This is a genomic window from Streptomyces sp. B93 (genome assembly GCF_018070565.1).
Lineage (GTDB): Bacteria > Actinomycetota > Actinomycetes > Streptomycetales > Streptomycetaceae > Streptomyces.
The window spans coordinates 17,703-33,429 of record NZ_JAGPXL010000059.1; the positions used below are offsets into that span (position 1 = coordinate 17,703).

The following is a 15,727-nucleotide window of genomic DNA, read 5'->3' on the forward strand; positions in this document are numbered from 1 at the left end:
CCGTCAGCCGCCGAGCACGTCCCGTACGAACGCGTTGGCGAACTTCCCGGCCGGGTCCAGCTCGGCGGCCAGCGCCCGGAAGTCGCCCAGCCGGGGGTACCGCTCGCGCAGGGCGTGCGCCGGGGTGGTGAACACCTTCCCCCAGTGCGGCCGTGCCTCGAAGCCGTCCAGCGCCGCCTCCAGACGCCGCACCACGGGCAGTACGGCCGCCGTGTCCTCGATCCAGGTGAAGTGCGCGGCGACCGTGTCCCGTCCGTACGCCGGGCTCAGCCACTGCCCGTCGGCGGCGACCGCGCGGATCTCGCAGGTCTGGAGCACCGGGGCGACCGTGTCCCGGATGCCGTCCAGCGCCGTCAGCATGTCGACGGCGTACCGGCGCGGCAGCAGGTACTCCGACTGGAGCTCCGCCCCGCTGCTCGGCGTGAACTCCGCCCGGAAGTGCGGCAGCCGCTCGTGCCAGGGCCCCGGCACCCCGAACTGCTCGGTGCAGTTGACGGCGGGCATGCCCGGCACGGGGTGCATCTTCTCCGTCGCGGGGGCGGCGAAGGGGAAGTCCGGCAGCGGCTGGTCGCTGCGCCGCTTGAGCCACACCTGCCGGAACCCCGGCTCCCGCCAGTCGGTGAACAGGCTCACGCTGTACGCCGCCGACATCACCGTCTCGAACGCCGCCGGGTCGAGCCCGGTGAGCGGCAGCTCGGTGAAGACGTGCTGCTCCACCTCGTAGGCGGGCTCCAGGTCGAGGGTGAGCGCCGTGACCACGCCGAGTGCGCCGAGGGCGGTGACCGCGCCGCCGAAGCGCTCCTCCCCGCGCTCGACCGTCACCGTCGTACCGTCGCCGGTGACCAGCTCCACCGCCCGCACCGGCGCCGCGAGGGGGCCGTTGCCGACGCCCGAGCCATGGGTGCCGGTCGCGACGGACCCGGCGACGGAGATGTGCGGGAGGGAGGCCATGTTGGGCAGGGCGAGGCCGTGGGCGTGCACCGCACGGGCCAGCTCGGCGTACCGGACGCCGCCCGAGACCCGTACCGTACGGGCGGCCGTGTCGACGTCGACCGCCGGCGGCAGGGCGTCCAGGGAGAGCAGTACGCCGTCCGGGCCCGGGTCGGCGATGACGTTGAAGGAGTGCCCGCTGCCCAGCACCCGCACCCGGGCGCCGTCCGCGACGAGGGAGCGCAGCGCGTCCAGGGAGCGCGGGCGGTGCAGCTCCTTGGCGGTGTAGGTGATGTTGCCCGCCCAGTTGGTCACGGTCTCGGTCATGCGGGGCCCCTCCCCGGGAGAAACGGTGTGCGGGGCCATCACATCACTGCCGCCGCCGGCACCGGTGCCAGGGTCGGCCCGCCGCGGCCGGGCGTACCGGCCGGTCGGCGGGGGCCCGACGGGCCCGTGACCCTCGTCCGGGACCCCGGATGCACGACCCCGGCGCCCGGGGGCATACCGTGAGGAGTCGAACGTCGCCGCAGGGAGGAGATCACGGGATGGGCAGCCGCACCGCGCTGGTCGAGGATCTGATGGAGCGCTTCCCGCATGTGCCGCGGGAAGCGGTCTTCAAGGAGGACCTGCTCCGCGGCGGTGTCGCGTTCGACGCGTCCGCGCTCAGCGACAACGAGAGCGGCGAGGTCAAGCCGAAGTCGTACTTCATCTTCTCCTTCGACCACGGCACCCTGCCCGAGCTGGGCGAGGCCGCGCTGCGCCGCCCGCCGGAGGAGATCATCCTCACCGGCGGCCCCTACGACCTGCGCCGCACCGTCGTCTCCGTCCGGGTGAACCCGTCCTCGCCCTACCGCGTCGCCGCGAACGACGACGGCGTCCTCGGCCTCTACCTGGACGGCAGGCGCATCGCCGACGTCGGCGTGCCCCCGATGCCGGAGTACTACCGGCACACCCTCTCCAACGGGAAGTCCGTCATGGAGGTGGCCCCGACCATCCAGTGGGGCTACCTGATCTACCTGACCGTCTTCCGGGTCTGCCAGTACTTCGGCGCCAAGGAGGAGTGCCAGTACTGCGACATCAACCACAACTGGCGCCAGCACAAGGCCGCCGGACGCCCGTACACCGGGGTCAAGGACGTCGAGGAGGTCCTGGAGGCCCTGGAGATCATCGACCGGTACGACACCGCGAAGGCCTCCACCGCCTACACCCTCACCGGCGGCGCCATCACCAAGACCGTCTCCGGCCGCGACGAGGCCGACTTCTACGGCCACTACGCCAAGGCCATCGAGGAGCGCTTCCCCGGCCGCTGGATCGGCAAGGTCGTCGCCCAGGCCCTGCCCCGCGACGACGTCCAGCGGTTCAAGGACTACGGCGTGCAGATCTACCACCCCAACTACGAGGTGTGGGACGAGTACCTGTTCAAGATGTACTGCCCCGGCAAGGAGCGGTACGTCGGCCGCGACGAGTGGCACCGGCGCATCCTCGACTCCGCCGACGTCTTCGGCGCGCGCAACGTGATCCCCAACTTCGTGGCGGGTGTGGAGATGGCGGAGCCCTTCGGCTTCAAGACGGTCGACGAGGCCATCGCCTCCACCACCGAGGGCCTGCGCTTCTTCATGTCGCACGGCATCACGCCCCGCTTCACCACCTGGTGCCCCGAGCCCACCACCCCGCTCGGCAAGGCCAACCCGCAGGGCGCGCCGCTGGAGTACCACATCCGGCTGCTGGAGGCCTACCGGCAGACCATGGAGGACTTCGGCCTCTCCTCGCCCCCCGGCTACGGCCCGCCCGGCCCCGGCCGTGCCGTGTTCTCCGTCAGCTCCTTCATGGACAGCCTGCCCGCGCGGGAGCCGGTGGAGGCCTGACGCGGCCCCGCGGGGCGCATTTGAAGAGGCGGCTTGTCAGTTGTGCGGAACCCGTGAAAGGCTCGGAGCCTTCCCCGAGGTGCCCCACAACTCCCCGTGTTCCCTCGGCGAGTTGGCCTCTCATGCGGATGCAGGAGACCCATGCCCGACCTGCCGACCCCGAAGGACGCCGCCGAGGCCGCGCTGTTCTCCGAGTGCTGGGACACGGTCCTGTCCTACGCCGATCTGTGCGCCGCCTCCCCCGAAGCGGCCCACCGGCTCGCCACCGAGGCCTTCACGGAGGGCATACGGGAGGCCCGTGCCGCCACCGACGGCACGGGCCCCGCGCGGGGCACCGGCCGACGCGCGGCCCGGCTGCCCCGCATACCCCAGCTCCTCACCGCCGTACGCACCACCGCCGCCGCCTGGGAGGAACAGGGCCAGGGCCACCTGCTCGCCCCCGAGCTGCGGCTCTGGCTCACCTCCGAACACGCCGCCCGCCACACCGGCCCGCCCCTGGGCCGCCCGCTCGCCCTGCGCACCCTGCGGGACATGCAGCCCGCCGACGCCGAACTGCTGTGGCTGGCCGAGGTGGAGGCGCTGCCGCTGACCGTGGTCGCCCGCCGCCTGCGCCTCGACCCGGCCGCCGTCGGCGCCGAACTCGCCGAGGCGCGCGCCCTGTTCCGCGACCGCTGCCTGCGCAACCACCTCGACACCCAGCTGCCCGTGCGGTGCCGCGGCTACGCCCGGATGCTCGACGCCCTCACCCGCGGCCCCGGCGCCGCCGAGATCCCCGACGACCTCTCCCACCACCTGGCCCGCTGTGTGCGCTGCTCCGAGGCCGCCGCCTGTCTGCGGCCGCACGGCGGCGGACTGCCCGCCGCCCTCGCGGGCGGGGTGATCGGCTGGGGCGGCCTCGCCTATCTGGAGCGCCGCCGCCGCGCCGCCGACGTCCGGCTCGGCGCCGCGCATCCCGCGCCCGCCGACCCGGAACCCCCGCGCGACGGCGCGCACAGGACACGCGTGCTGCGCAACGGCCTCCTCGTCGCCGCCGTCCTCGTCTCCGCGCTGGCCCTCGCCGTCTCCCTGATGCCCGGCGGCGGCTCCACCGACGACGCCACCGCCGACCCCGGCGACGGCCGCCCGGTCGCCGACCCCCGACCCTCGCTGCCGTCCAAGGTGCCGCCACCGACGTCCAGCGCACCGCCCGACCGCGAGCCGACCCCGACGCCCACGACGACCCGGCCCACACCGCCCCCCACCCGCACGACGAGCGCCCCCGCCCCCGAACCCCAGGGCACCGCCAGCTCCGCCCCCACCACCCCGCCCGCCGCCCACCCCGGCCCCGGCCCCGGCAGCGGCGCGACCACGTCCTGCGTCGTCGACTACGACCTGGCGAACCAGTGGCCCGACGGCTTCCAGGCCACCGTCAAGGTCACCACCGCCCACGCCCTCGACGGCTGGCAGCTGACCTGGACCTTCCGCGACGGCCAGCGCGTCAACCAGATGTGGGACGCGGGCTTCACCCAGACCGGCGCCCACGTCACCGCCACCGCCGCCCACTACAACCGCACCGTCGCCGCCGACGCCACCCTCACCCTCGGCTTCCTCGCCTCCTGGCGCGGGACGAACTCACCGGCGTACGACTTCGAACTGAACGGCAAGAGCTGCGTGACCGCGTGACCGCGTGACCGCGTGACCGCGTGACCGCGTGAGCGGAAAATCCGGTTGACGGGGTGGTACGGCCGCCGACTACTGTGATGGCCACGAGCACGCCGCGATCCACGGTGTGCCGGGGACCGAGAGGGACGAGGAGGTGTCGACCGATGGCTGTCTTTGCGATGGGCGCTGCCCGCATCCAGGAATCCGTCAAGTCCACCTCCGTGGCCACCGGCTGACACTCCCTTTCTCCGGCGCGCGATCGGGCGCGCCCACCGCCGGGGCCGCCCCTTGTGAAGGGTCTCCCGTTGAATTCCATCTCCGCTTTCTCCGCGCTCGCCCCCTACGGCTGGGACGAGACGTGGGAAGAGCAGTTCGCTCCCTACGGCGCTCAGGGGCTGGTGCCCGGGCGGGTGCTGCGTGTGGACCGCGGGCAGTGCGACGTCGTCACCGCCGACGGCGTGCTGCGGGCGGACACCGCCTTCGTCACCCCCAACGACCCGCTGCGGGTCGTGTGCACCGGTGACTGGGCCGTCGTCGAACCCGAGGGCGGCAACCCCCGCTACGTACGGACGTATCTGCCGCGCCGTACCGCCTTCGTGCGCTCCACCTCCTCCAAGCGGTCCGAGGGGCAGGTCCTCGCCGCGAACGTCGACCATGTGATCGTCGCGGTGTCGCTGGCCGTCGAACTCGATCTCGCCCGCGTCGAGCGCTTCCTCGCGCTGGCCTGGGAGTCCGGGGCGCGGCCCGTGGTCGTGCTGACCAAGGCCGACCTCGTGCCCGACGCCACCACGCTGGCGTATCTCGTCCAGGACGTGGAGACCAGCGCGCCCGGTGTGCCCGTGCTGACCGTCAGCGCGCTGCACGGCGAGGGGCTTGACGTCCTCGTGGCGCTGGTGTCCGGTGGGACGTCCGTGCTGCTCGGGCAGTCCGGCGCGGGCAAGTCCACGCTCGCCAACGCGCTGCTCGGGGAGGACGTCATGGAGGTGCAGACCATCCGTGACGTCGACGGCAAGGGGCGGCACACCACCACCACCCGTAACCTCCTCGCCCTGCCGGGTGGCGGTGTGCTCATCGACACGCCGGGGCTGCGGGGCGTCGGGCTGTGGGACGCCGGGAGCGGCGTCGGGCAGGTCTTCGCCGAGATCGAGGAGCTGGCCCGCGACTGCCGCTTCCACGACTGCGCCCACCACACCGAGCCCGGGTGCGCCGTCCTCGCCGCCATCGACTCCGGTGACCTGCCGGTACGGCGGCTGGAGAGCTACCGCAAGCTGCTGCGGGAGAACCAGTACATCGTCGCCAAGACCGACGCCCGGCTGCGCGCCGAGATCCGCAAGGACTGGAAGCGCAAGGGCGCGGAGGGCCGGGCGGCCGGGGAGGCGAAGAGGGGAGGGCGGCGCTAGCGGCAGCGCCATGTCCGTTTTCCGCTAGCGGCGGGGCCGCGCACGGCCGACACTGGATCCCGTGATGGACGAGGACACCAGGTACGAGGCCGTGCGCAGCCGGGACGGCCGGTTCGACGGGGAGTTCTTCTTCGGGGTCACGACCACCGGGATCTACTGCCGTCCGAGCTGCCCGGCCGTGACACCCCGGCGGCACAACGTGCGGTTCTTCACCACGGCCGCCGCCGCCCAGGGCTCCGGCTTCCGGGCCTGTCGGCGGTGCCGACCGGACGCCGTGCCCGGGTCCGCCGAGTGGAACACGCGGGCCGACGTGGTGGGCCGGGCGATGCGGCTGATCGGCGACGGTGTCGTCGACCGGGAGGGCGTCGCCGGGCTCGCCGACCGGCTCGGCTACAGCGCCCGGCAGGTGCAGCGGCAGCTCACCGCCGAGCTGGGCGCCGGACCCGTCGCCCTGGCCCGCGCCCAGCGCGCGCACACCGCGCGGACGCTGCTCCAGACCACCGAGCTGCCGGTCACCCAGATCGCGTTCGCCTCCGGCTTCGCGAGCGTGCGGCAGTTCAACGACACCGTCCGCGAGGTGTACGCCCGCACCCCCAGCGACCTGCGCGCCGCCGCGCCGGGACGCTCCCGCGCCCGGCGCGGCGGCACCCCGGCCGCGGGGATCCCGCTGCGGCTCGCCCACCGCGGCCCCTACCAGGCAGGACCCGTCTTCGACCTGCTGGCCCACGAAGCCGTCCCCGGCGTCGAGGAGGTCAGCGGCACCCCCGGCCGCCGTACCTACCGGCGCACCCTCAGACTGCCGTACGGCACCGCCATCGCCGCCGTCGACGAACGCCCCGGCAACCGCGGGCGGTCCTCGGGCGCCCACCCGGGCGGCTGGCTGGACGCCCGGCTGCACCTCACCGACCCGCGCGACCTGACCACCGCCGTCCAGCGGCTGCGGCGGCTCTTCGACCTCGACGCCGACCCGTACGCCGTGGACGAGCGGCTCGCCGCCGACCCCCGGCTCGCCCCGCTCGTCGCCGCCCGCCCCGGACTGCGCTCACCCGGCGCCGCCGACCCGGAGGAACTGGCCGTACGGGCGGTGACCGGGCGCGCGGAGGCCGAGCGGCTGGTGCGGCGGTACGGCAAGGCGCTCGACGCGCCCTGCGGCACCCTCACCCACCTGTTCCCCGAACCCGCCGTCCTCGCCGAGGCCGAGCCGCACGGCACCCTGGGCGCGCTCACCGCCGCCCTCGCCGACGGCGCCGTACGGCTGGACCCGGGCGCCGACCGGGACGACGCCGAGGCGGCCCTGCGCGCCCTGCCCGGCCTGGACGGCACCACCGTCGCCGCGATCCGCACCCGTGCGCTCGGCGACCCCGACGTCGCGCCGCCCGGCGCCGACATCCCGGAGGGCTGGCGGCCCTGGCGGTCGTACGGCGTACGACACCTGCGATGCGCGGGAGAGCTGGAGCGATGATGACGAGTGTGCGGTGGACGACCGTGGAGAGCCCCCTCGGCGCGCTCCTGCTCACCGCCGACCCGACGACCGGCGCGCTGACCTCGCTGTCCGTGCCCGGGCAGAAGGGCGGGCGGACCGTGCAGGACGGCTGGCGGCGCGACCCCGGCCCGTTCCGCGACGTCGAGCGGCAGCTCGCCGCCTACTTCGCGGGCGAACGCAAGGAGTTCCGACTGCCGCTCAGCACCGCGGGCACCGAGTTCCGCGAGAGGGTGTGGGCCGCCCTCGACGACGTTCCGTACGGGGCGACCACGACCTACGGCGAGATCGCCGCCCGGATCGGCGCCCCGCGCGCCGCCGTACGGGCCGTGGGCGGCGCGATCGGCGCCAACCCGCTGCTGATCGTCCGCCCCTGTCACCGGGTGATCGGCGCCGACGGCTCCCTCACCGGGTACGCGGGCGGCCTCGAACGCAAGACGCGGCTGCTCGGACTGGAAGGCGCCCTCGGTGCCGGGGGCATGGTCAGCCCTGTCAGCCCTGTCAGCCCTGTCAGCCCTGTCGGCCCCGTCAGCTCCAGAGCACCGCGCCCAGCCATGCGCCCATGATCAGCAGACAGGTGAACAGCTCCACCAGCACGCTCCAGCCGCCCGAGCGCATCGCCGTACGCAGCGCCGCCCGCGCCTCACCGTGGCGGCCCAGACGCAGCCGCTCGGCGAGGTAGATACCGCCCACGAAGCCCGGGATCGCGCCCAGCACCGGGATCACGAAGAAGCCGAGCAGCGCGCCGCCGCCGGCGTACGCGGCCATCCTGCGGTCGGCGCCGCTCTCCCGCAGCCGTCTCGGAGGCAGCGCCCAGCGCACCACCTGGCACAGCAACAACGCGACCGTGGCGCCGACGAGCACGAACCAGGACACCGGCTGCGGGTCCTTCAGCGCCCACCACATCACCGCGGCCCACACCAGCCACGAGCCGGGGACCCCGGGCACCAGCACCCCGCACAGTCCGAACAGAATGATCAGCCCGGCCAGCAGGAGCTCCCACACTCCCATCTGCCCAGGGTGCCGGAGCCGATCGAGATCCGCAGGTCGTGGGCCCACCGGCCCCGGGTCACCTCACGTCGCCGGGCGGTTCTCCCGTGGGGGGGGAGCCGCCCGGCGGCCGTCGGTCCGCCCCTCCGCCCCGGAATTTCCGGATGTCCCGTTTTCCCACGGCCGTCGCGGTGGACAATTAGGGGCATGAGCCAGCAGGGGGGAAGGCCCACCGGTCACTCCGACGACTGGTGGGGGCAGTTGTACGACGACGCGGTCGAGGACACCGGGCCCACGGCCGTGCCCGACTCTCTCGACGACCGGTTCGCCTCCGCGTCCGGGGCGGTGGGGGAGGCGCGGGAGGCAGGGGCGGCGGGGGCGGCCTTACCCGGGCAGCGGGTGCCGGGTACGTCCTCAGCGTCCTCCGCGCCGTCCGCGCCGTCCGCGCCGTCCGCGCCGTCCGCGCCGTCCGCGCCGGTCGGTCCGGGTACGCCGAGTGCGCCGAGTGGGCCCACCGCCGTGACGACCGGGCGGCCCGCGCCCATGTCGCCGCCGGAACCCCCGGCCCCTCCGCGGCCCGCGCCCCTCCCCGTCGTCCCGGCGTCCGCCGCCGTGACCGCCTACGTCGGGTCCGGACCGCCCACCTACGAACCCGAGCCCACCGCGCTGCCGCCCGCCGACCCGGACGACCTCGACGAGCTGGTCGCCGACACCGTGCTGGACGGCGCCCGCTACGGCGCCGGCACCCTGCGGGCCGTGTCGATGCGCGGGGACTCCGCCCGGTACCGGGGCGACCCCCGCCGCGACGCCCTGCTCACCGCCCGCTTCGGTACCGGGGAGCAGGCGCTGGTGCTGGTGGCGATGGCGACCGGCGCCCGTGCCACCCCCGGGGCGCACCGCGCCGCGGCCGAGGTCTGCCGGTGGATCGGCGGGGCCGTCGGCCGCAGCCACGCCCGGCTCGCCGAGGACATCAGGGCGGGCCGCCGCGGCGACCTGAAGTCGGGGCTGCACCGCCTCACCGACCGCAGCCTCGGCAGACTCCGCGCCGGAGCCGCCGAACGGGGACTCCAGCCCGAGGAGTACGCGGCCACCCTGCGCTGTCTCCTGCTGACCGCCGACCCCGGCTGCCGTACCCGGGTCTTCTTCGGTGTCGGGCCGGGCGGACTGTTCCGGCTGCGGGACGGCGTGTGGCAGGACCTGGAGCCGCCGGGCGCCGATGTCACCGGTGAACCGGTCGTCGGCTTCGGCTCGCCGCCCGGCGAGACCCCCGAGGGCGACCGGCTCACCATGGACCTGGGCATACCGAGGCCACCGAGCCCGTACGAACCCGCCCCCGCACCGCCCCGCGAACCGTTCCGCTTCCGTGCCTCCGTCGCCCGGCCGGGTGACACCCTGCTGATGTGCACCGCCGGTCTGGCCGAGCCGCTGCGCGGGGAGCCGGACCTCTCGGCCCATCTGACCGGGCGCTGGTCGGCGCCCGAGCCGCCCGGCATCGCCGAGTTCCTCGCCGACACGCAGGTCAGGGTCAAGGGCTACTCCGACGACCGTACGGCCGCGGCCGTTTGGGAGGCGTAACCGGCGCGAGTGTGGATTGATGGATCCATGGCCAAACAGAACGTCGCCGAGCAGTTCGTCGACATCCTCGCCCGCGCCGGAGTCAAACGCCTGTACGGCGTCGTCGGGGACAGCCTCAACCCGGTGGTGGACGCCATCCGCCGCAACTCCGCCATCGACTGGATCCACGTACGGCACGAGGAGACCGCCGCCTTCGCCGCCGGGGCGGAGGCCCAGATCACCGGGAAGCTGACCGCCTGCGCCGGGTCCTGCGGTCCCGGCAACCTCCATCTCATCAACGGCCTGTACGACGCCCACCGTTCCATGGCCCCCGTGCTCGCCCTCGCCTCGCACATCCCGTCCAGCGAGATCGGGCTCGGCTACTTCCAGGAGACCCACCCCGACCAGCTGTTCCGTGAGTGCAGCCACTACAGCGAGCTGATCTCCAGCCCCAAGCAGATGCCCCGGCTGGTGCAGACCGCCATCCAGAACGCCGTCGGGCGCAGTGGTGTCAGCGTGGTCTCGCTGCCCGGTGACATCGCCTCGCAGCCCGCGCCCGAGAAGGCCGCCGAGACCGCCCTCGTCACCTCCCGGCCCACCGTCCGGCCCGGCGACGCCGAGATCGACCGGCTCGTCGAGCTGATCGACCGGGCGGACAAGGTGACCCTGTTCTGCGGCAGCGGCACGGCGGGCGCGCACGCGGAGGTCATGGAGTTCGCCGGAAAGGTCAAGTCGCCGGTGGGGCACGCACTGCGGGGGAAGGAGTGGATCCAGTACGACAATCCCTTCGACGTCGGGATGAGCGGGCTGCTCGGTTACGGGGCCGCCTACGAGGCCACCCATGAATGCGATCTGCTGATCCTGCTGGGCACCGATTTCCCGTACAACGCCTTCCTGCCCGACGACGTGACCATCGCGCAGATCGACGTACGGCCCGAACACCTCGGCCGCCGGTCGAAACTCGACCTCGCCGTGTGGGGGGACGTGAAGGAGACATTGCGCTGTCTCATCCCCCGGGTGAAGGAGAAGCGGAACCGGCGTTTCCTCGACAAGATGCTGAAGCGGCACGCGGACGCGCTGGAAGGGGTCGTCAAGGCGTACACCCGGAAGGTCGACAAACACATTCCCATTCATCCCGAGTACGTCGCCTCGGTGCTCGACGAGGTCGCCGACGACGACGCCGTGTTCACGGTGGACACCGGGATGTGCAATGTGTGGGCCGCGCGGTACGTCTCGCCCAACGGGCGGCGCAGGATCATCGGTTCGTTCTCGCACGGCTCGATGGCGAACGCGCTGCCCATGGCGATCGGCGCGCAGTTCACCGACCGGCGGCGGCAGGTCGTCTCGATGTCCGGGGACGGCGGCTTCTCGATGCTGATGGGGGACTTCCTGACGCTGGTGCAGTACGACCTGCCGGTGAAGGTCGTGCTGTTCAACAACTCCTCGCTGGGAATGGTCGAGTTGGAGATGCTCGTCGCCGGGCTGCCCTCGTACGGCACCACCAACAAGAACCCCGACTTCGCCGCCGTCGCCCGCGCCTGCGGTGCCTACGGGGTGCGGGTGGAGAAGCCCAAGCAGCTCGCCGGGGCGCTGAGGGGGGCGTTCAAGCACAAGGGGCCCGCGCTGGTCGATGTCGTGACCGACCCCAACGCCCTGTCCATTCCGCCTCGGATCAGCGCGGAGATGGTGACCGGGTTCGCGCTCTCCGCCTCGAAGATCGTGCTGGACGGCGGGGTGGGGCGGATGCTTCAGATGGCGCGGTCCAATTTGCGGAACGTGCCGCGGCCTTAGCGGTGTCGGTGCCGGCTGGCCCTTGTGCCGGGGCTTGCTTGCGTTTGCGTGGGTGCTTGCTGGCCTTTGCATTTCGGCCAGTTTTGGCTCGCCTTCGCCGTTGACGGCTCCGCAGGACTGGGGGCGTACCAGCGGGGCATGTCTTCCGTGAACGTGTTCGAGCAGGAGGGAAACCGACATCGGCACGCGGGCGGGGGACATGAAGAGGCAGGTACGAGGGGGCGGTCCCATGGCGATCGGGGCCCCTTCGGCGCGGACGGCAGGGACCAGGACAGCGGGGGCGGGGACGCCAGGGGGAGACGGGGAGGCCGGGGTCGACGGCGTGGAGTCGCGGTTGCGGCGCAGGCTGGGGCGGGCCGATCTACGGGCCGTGCCCGAGGCCCGGCGGGCCTTGCGGGAGCTGCTGCGGGACTGGGGCGGCCGGTCGTCCGGGCGGGCCGACGTCGCCGAACTGCTCACCAGCGAACTCGTCACCAACGCGCTGGTCCACACCGACCGGGACGCGGTGCTGACCGCCGTCGTGGGGAAGCGGGGGCTGCGGGTGGAGGTGCGGGACTTCGCCGCACGGCCGCCGCGGCCGTGTCCGGCCGACGCGGGTGACGGCACGCACGGGCGGGGGCTCGTGCTGGTGCAGGCGCTCGCCGACGCGTGGGGAGTGCGGGTCCACGGGGTGGGCAAGGCCGTGTGGTTCGAGCTGGGGGTTGAGGGCTGACGGTTGAGGGCTGACGGTTGAGGGCTGAGGGGGCCGGGGGGTGAGTGACCCGAACGGCCAAGGGGTGGGGCCCGACCCGGAAGGTCGTGGTCCCACCCCTTGGGTGTGTGCGGCAGTTGGCCGTCAGCCGAACTGCTGTTCAAGGTCCTTCAGCTTGCGCTCCAGGGAGTCGAGGCGCGGCAGGGCCATTGTGTCGTCCTCCGCGGTGAGGTCGACCTGCACCTTGTCAGAGCCGCTGCGCACGGGCTGGAGCGACGGGCGGGCGCGCACCGGGAGCTGTTCGGGCGTCGGGGACGCGGATATGGCAGGCTCCGCGGTGGGCCGGTCGGCGCGCTCCACCGTGGGCAGCTCGACCTGACGGCCGCCGCCCCGGCCGACGAAGCCGCGGTGGCCCCGGCTGATCGCCTTCAGCTGGGCGCGCTCCAGGCGCTGCTGGTCCCGGCGGCGCATCCGGGTCTCCTCCTTCTGGCGCTTGTCCTCGCGGACCTCCTCGACGGCCTCGTCCAGGCTGCGCACACCCTCCAGCAGCATCAGCGACCAGGCCTTGTAGGTCTCGCGGGGCGCCCGCAGCCAGCGCACTATCCGGATCTGCGGCAGGGGGCGCGGCACCAGGCCCTGCTCGCGCAGCGCGGCGCGGCGGGTCTGCTTCAGGGCGCGGTCGAAGAGCACGGCGGCGGACAGGGACATGCCCGCGAAGAAGTGCGGGGCACCGGCGTGACCGGCGCCCCTGGGGGCGTGCACCCAGTTGAACCAGGCCGCGGCGAACGCGAACGTCCACACGAGGATGCGGGAGCCGAGCGCGGCGTCACCGTGGCTGGCCTCGCGGACCGCGAGCACGGAGCAGAACATCGCCGCGCCGTCCAGGCCGAAGGGGACCAGGTACTGCCAGCCGCCGGTCAGGCCGAGGTTCTGTTCGCCGAAGCCGACCAGGCCGTGGAAGGAGAGCGCGGCCGCCACCGCGGCGCAGCAGAAGAGGAGGACGTAGGAAACGGTGCCGTAGATGGCCTCCTTGCGTCTGCGGCGCTCCTCCGCACGCTCCCACGAGTCGTCCGCGCTCGCCTCCTTGGCCGCGGAGCGCTTGCCGCGCGCGAGCACCGCCACCGCCGTCAGCATGCCCAGGAGCAGTACGGCGCCCGGAAGCAGCCAGTTCAGCGATATGTCGGTCAGTCTCATCTGGGGTCCCTTGCAACTGGGATAGGGCGTAACGCCCGCCATGGTGGCCCAAACCCAACGCGCCTCAGGGGGTTTCGGGGCAAGAGGCCGCCAAGGTGGGGGAGAGGGGAGCCCAGGGCGGCGTTCTGCTCGAACTGCCGCTTGAGGGGCGGGAGTTGAGTTCGAATAAGACTACCCGTACGGATGGTTCTCCGGAAAGTTCCGGGGGCGCGTGAGGAAATTGTGAATCGGCTGTAACCGTACGGGGGTCACGCTCGGGGGGTCTCGAGGGTGATCTTACGGGGTGTGGGGGGTCGTTGGCGTTGACAGCGTGTCAGGCAGCCGCTTCCGCGGTGAGCTTGGCGATGCGGGCCGACTCGCAGGTGCGCGGGCAGGTCGCGCAGGTGTCCTCCGGGAGCACCGTGTAGAACATGCAGCAGCTCGCCCGGTCGCGGGTGGTGAGGGGCCTGCCGTCCGGGGTGCTCACTTCGCGGAAGGACGGGGTGCCCACGTACGGCCTCGTCGTGCCCGGGAGGAGCGCCTCCAGTTCGCGTATGCCTCGTTCCTCCTCGCCGAGGAGCTGGGCGACGTACCAGAGCCCCTCGACGATGTCGTCCGTGACCATGCCCCACAGGGCGCGGCCACGGCGGCGCATGCGCGGGCCGAAGGCGGCGAGGAGCGGTTCGAGGTGTTCGGCTACGGCGGCGCGGACCTCGGAGCGCAGGGTCTCCTCGTCCGGGACCACGCGGGCGCCGGGGAGCGCCGCGGCCGGGTCGTCCGGGAGGCAGGCGAAGGAGGTGGGGTGCGTGGTGGGGTGGATGGCCATGCGGCCCGCCTCGCGGTCGTACGAGATGTGCGTCACGGGGTAGCGGGGGACGCGGCGGTGCAGGAACCACGGGACGGTGATCAGCAGGCAGGCGGGCCAGATGTAGCGGTGCAGACCGAAGCTGGCCACCACGTCGGGGCGGGCCCTGCGGCCGTAGTCGCGGAGGGTCTGGGCGTCGTCCCAGGCGAGGAAGGCGTCCAGGGCGGGGCCCGCGGCGGCGAGGTCGGCGGCGGTGAGCCAGCCGTCACCGGTGGGGGGTGGGGTGCCGGGGGGTAGCTCCGTGATGGTCAGGTAGGGGTAGACCTCGGTGAGGCGGGTGTATGCGTCCGTGACCGCCGACTGGGGTGCGGGCATGCTTGACCACCGATTCACGTCTGCTTGAAGGCAAGGCTTACCTTACCCGAGGTGGGCGGAGTTTGAACTGTCCGGGTGTGCGCCTAAGGTGCTTGACGGGTGAGTAACAAGCCGTCGTTAATACCCCAAGTGCCGATAAGCCGGAGTCATGCCGGGATCATGCCTGAGGAGGACCTGTGGAGGAGGGTGTGCGGGTCGTTGGGCGGGTGCCGGAGCAGGGGCGCGGGCGGGGGCGTGGGGTCGGCGCGGAGGGGATGGACCAGGGGGTTCGGGGGGAGCACACGCACGGTGAGGTGCCGGCTGCCCGGGCGGTGGTGCGGCGGGCGTCCGTGCGGGGGCAGGTGCTCGACGCGTTGCGGCATGCGCTGGTGTCCGGGGAGCTGAGGCCCGGGGAGGTGTATTCGGCGCCGGTGCTGGGGGAGCGGTTCGGGGTGTCGGCGACGCCGGTGCGGGAGGCGATGCAGCGGTTGGCGGTGGAGGGGGCCGTCGAGGTGGTGCCGAACCGGGGGTTCCGGGTGGTGCGGCGGGGGGAGCGGGAGCTGGCGGAGCTGGCGGAGGTGCGGGCGCTGATCGAGGTGCCGGTGGTGTTGCGGCTGGCTCGGACGGTGCCGGGGGAGCGGTGGGGGGAGTTGCGGCCGCTGGCGGAGGCGACGGTGCGGGCGGCGGCGTCGGGGTGCCGGGCGACGTACGCGGAGGCGGATCGGGCGTTTCACCGGGGGGTGCTGAGCCTGGCGGGGAACGGGGAGCTGGTGCGGATCGCGGAGGACCTTTATCGGCGGGCTCAGTGGCCGCTGGTGGGTGGGGTCGGCGCGGATCTGCTCGCTGACGCGGCGGAGCATGTGGCGCTGCTGGACGCGGTGGTCGCGGGGGAGCTGGATGTGGTGCGGGGGGTGGTGGGGGAGCACTTCGCGGGGGTGTGACGGATGCCTGCGGCGGCCTGTGTCCGTCCGGTGGGTGGCTTGCGTGGCGCTGTCCGCCGGGGGGTGGGTCGGGGCCGCGCCGGGGGGTGTCCCGCCTCGGAACCGCGCGGGC

General features: G+C 73.4%; 12 protein-coding genes and 1 pseudogene. 9 read left to right on the forward strand and 4 right to left on the reverse strand.

The features are described 5' to 3' along the window. Positions 1–3: 3 nt before the first annotated feature. Positions 4–1,257: an FAD-binding protein gene (locus tag KBY47_RS32665; RefSeq protein ID WP_210927641.1), complete on the reverse strand. Its 1,254-nt coding sequence runs from the start codon at positions 1,255–1,257 to the stop codon at positions 4–6. Positions 1,258–1,475: 218 nt separating this feature from the next. Here KBY47_RS32665 and KBY47_RS32670 point away from each other — a divergent pair, with 218 nt between their 5' ends. The 5 genes and pseudogenes from KBY47_RS32670 to KBY47_RS32690 form a co-directional block, all read left to right on the forward strand. Next, positions 1,476–2,795: a radical SAM protein gene (locus KBY47_RS32670; protein ID WP_210927643.1), complete on the forward strand. Its 1,320-nt coding sequence runs from the start codon at positions 1,476–1,478 to the stop codon at positions 2,793–2,795. A 141-nt stretch (positions 2,796–2,936) separates the two neighbouring features. Beyond that, positions 2,937–4,457 (forward strand): cellulose-binding domain-containing protein, encoded by a 1,521-nt coding sequence (locus KBY47_RS32675; protein ID WP_210927645.1) that lies wholly within the window; start codon positions 2,937–2,939, stop codon positions 4,455–4,457. Between the two features lie 284 nt (positions 4,458–4,741). Then, on the forward strand, positions 4,742–5,836 hold the full coding sequence (gene rsgA / locus KBY47_RS32680) for a ribosome small subunit-dependent GTPase A (RefSeq protein WP_210927647.1): 1,095 nt from the start codon (positions 4,742–4,744) through the stop codon (positions 5,834–5,836). Between the two features lie 64 nt (positions 5,837–5,900). Next, positions 5,901–7,298, forward strand: coding sequence for a DNA-3-methyladenine glycosylase 2 family protein (locus KBY47_RS32685; RefSeq protein WP_210927668.1), 1,398 nt, complete (start codon positions 5,901–5,903; stop codon positions 7,296–7,298). Continuing rightward, positions 7,298–7,783, forward strand: a pseudogene (locus KBY47_RS32690) (methylated-DNA--[protein]-cysteine S-methyltransferase); the annotation flags it as partial. The gene KBY47_RS32685 and the pseudogene KBY47_RS32690, both read left to right, overlap by 1 nt. Positions 7,784–7,844: 61 nt before the next feature. Here KBY47_RS32690 and KBY47_RS32695 read toward each other — a convergent pair. Continuing rightward, entirely contained in the window at positions 7,845–8,327 is a 483-nt protein-coding gene (locus KBY47_RS32695) for a DUF456 domain-containing protein (RefSeq protein ID WP_210927651.1), read from the reverse strand. A gap of 186 nt (positions 8,328–8,513) precedes the next feature. Between KBY47_RS32695 and KBY47_RS32700 the strand changes: the two genes are divergently transcribed. The 3 genes from KBY47_RS32700 (at position 8,514) to KBY47_RS32710 (ending at position 12,363) form a co-directional block, all read left to right on the forward strand. Continuing rightward, a complete protein-coding gene (locus tag KBY47_RS32700; protein WP_210927653.1) occupies positions 8,514–9,881 on the forward strand; it encodes a protein phosphatase 2C domain-containing protein in 1,368 nt (455 codons plus the stop codon). Positions 9,882–9,908: 27 nt separating this feature from the next. Beyond that, complete coding sequence (locus tag KBY47_RS32705) at positions 9,909–11,651, forward strand: pyruvate dehydrogenase (protein WP_210927655.1); 1,743 nt, start codon at positions 9,909–9,911, stop codon at positions 11,649–11,651. Positions 11,652–11,973: 322 nt separating this feature from the next. Beyond that, the gene (locus KBY47_RS32710) at positions 11,974–12,363 is read left to right on the forward strand and encodes an ATP-binding protein (protein ID WP_374103144.1); all 390 of its coding nucleotides are present in this window, start codon (positions 11,974–11,976) and stop codon (positions 12,361–12,363) included. A 123-nt stretch (positions 12,364–12,486) separates the two neighbouring features. On the opposite strand, the gene KBY47_RS32715 is transcribed toward KBY47_RS32710, so the two are convergent. Continuing rightward, complete coding sequence (locus KBY47_RS32715) at positions 12,487–13,536, reverse strand: DUF2637 domain-containing protein (protein WP_210927660.1); 1,050 nt, start codon at positions 13,534–13,536, stop codon at positions 12,487–12,489. 313 nt (positions 13,537–13,849) lie between these two features. Next, positions 13,850–14,695 carry a (2Fe-2S)-binding protein gene (locus tag KBY47_RS32720; RefSeq protein ID WP_210927662.1) on the reverse strand — a complete coding sequence of 282 codons (846 nt, stop codon included), beginning with the start codon at positions 14,693–14,695 and terminating at the stop codon, positions 13,850–13,852. A gap of 176 nt (positions 14,696–14,871) precedes the next feature. Between KBY47_RS32720 and KBY47_RS32725 the strand changes: the two genes are divergently transcribed. Further along, positions 14,872–15,615 carry a GntR family transcriptional regulator gene (locus KBY47_RS32725; RefSeq protein ID WP_374103145.1) on the forward strand — a complete coding sequence of 248 codons (744 nt, stop codon included), beginning with the start codon at positions 14,872–14,874 and terminating at the stop codon, positions 15,613–15,615. The last annotated feature ends 112 nt before the right edge of the window (positions 15,616–15,727 follow it).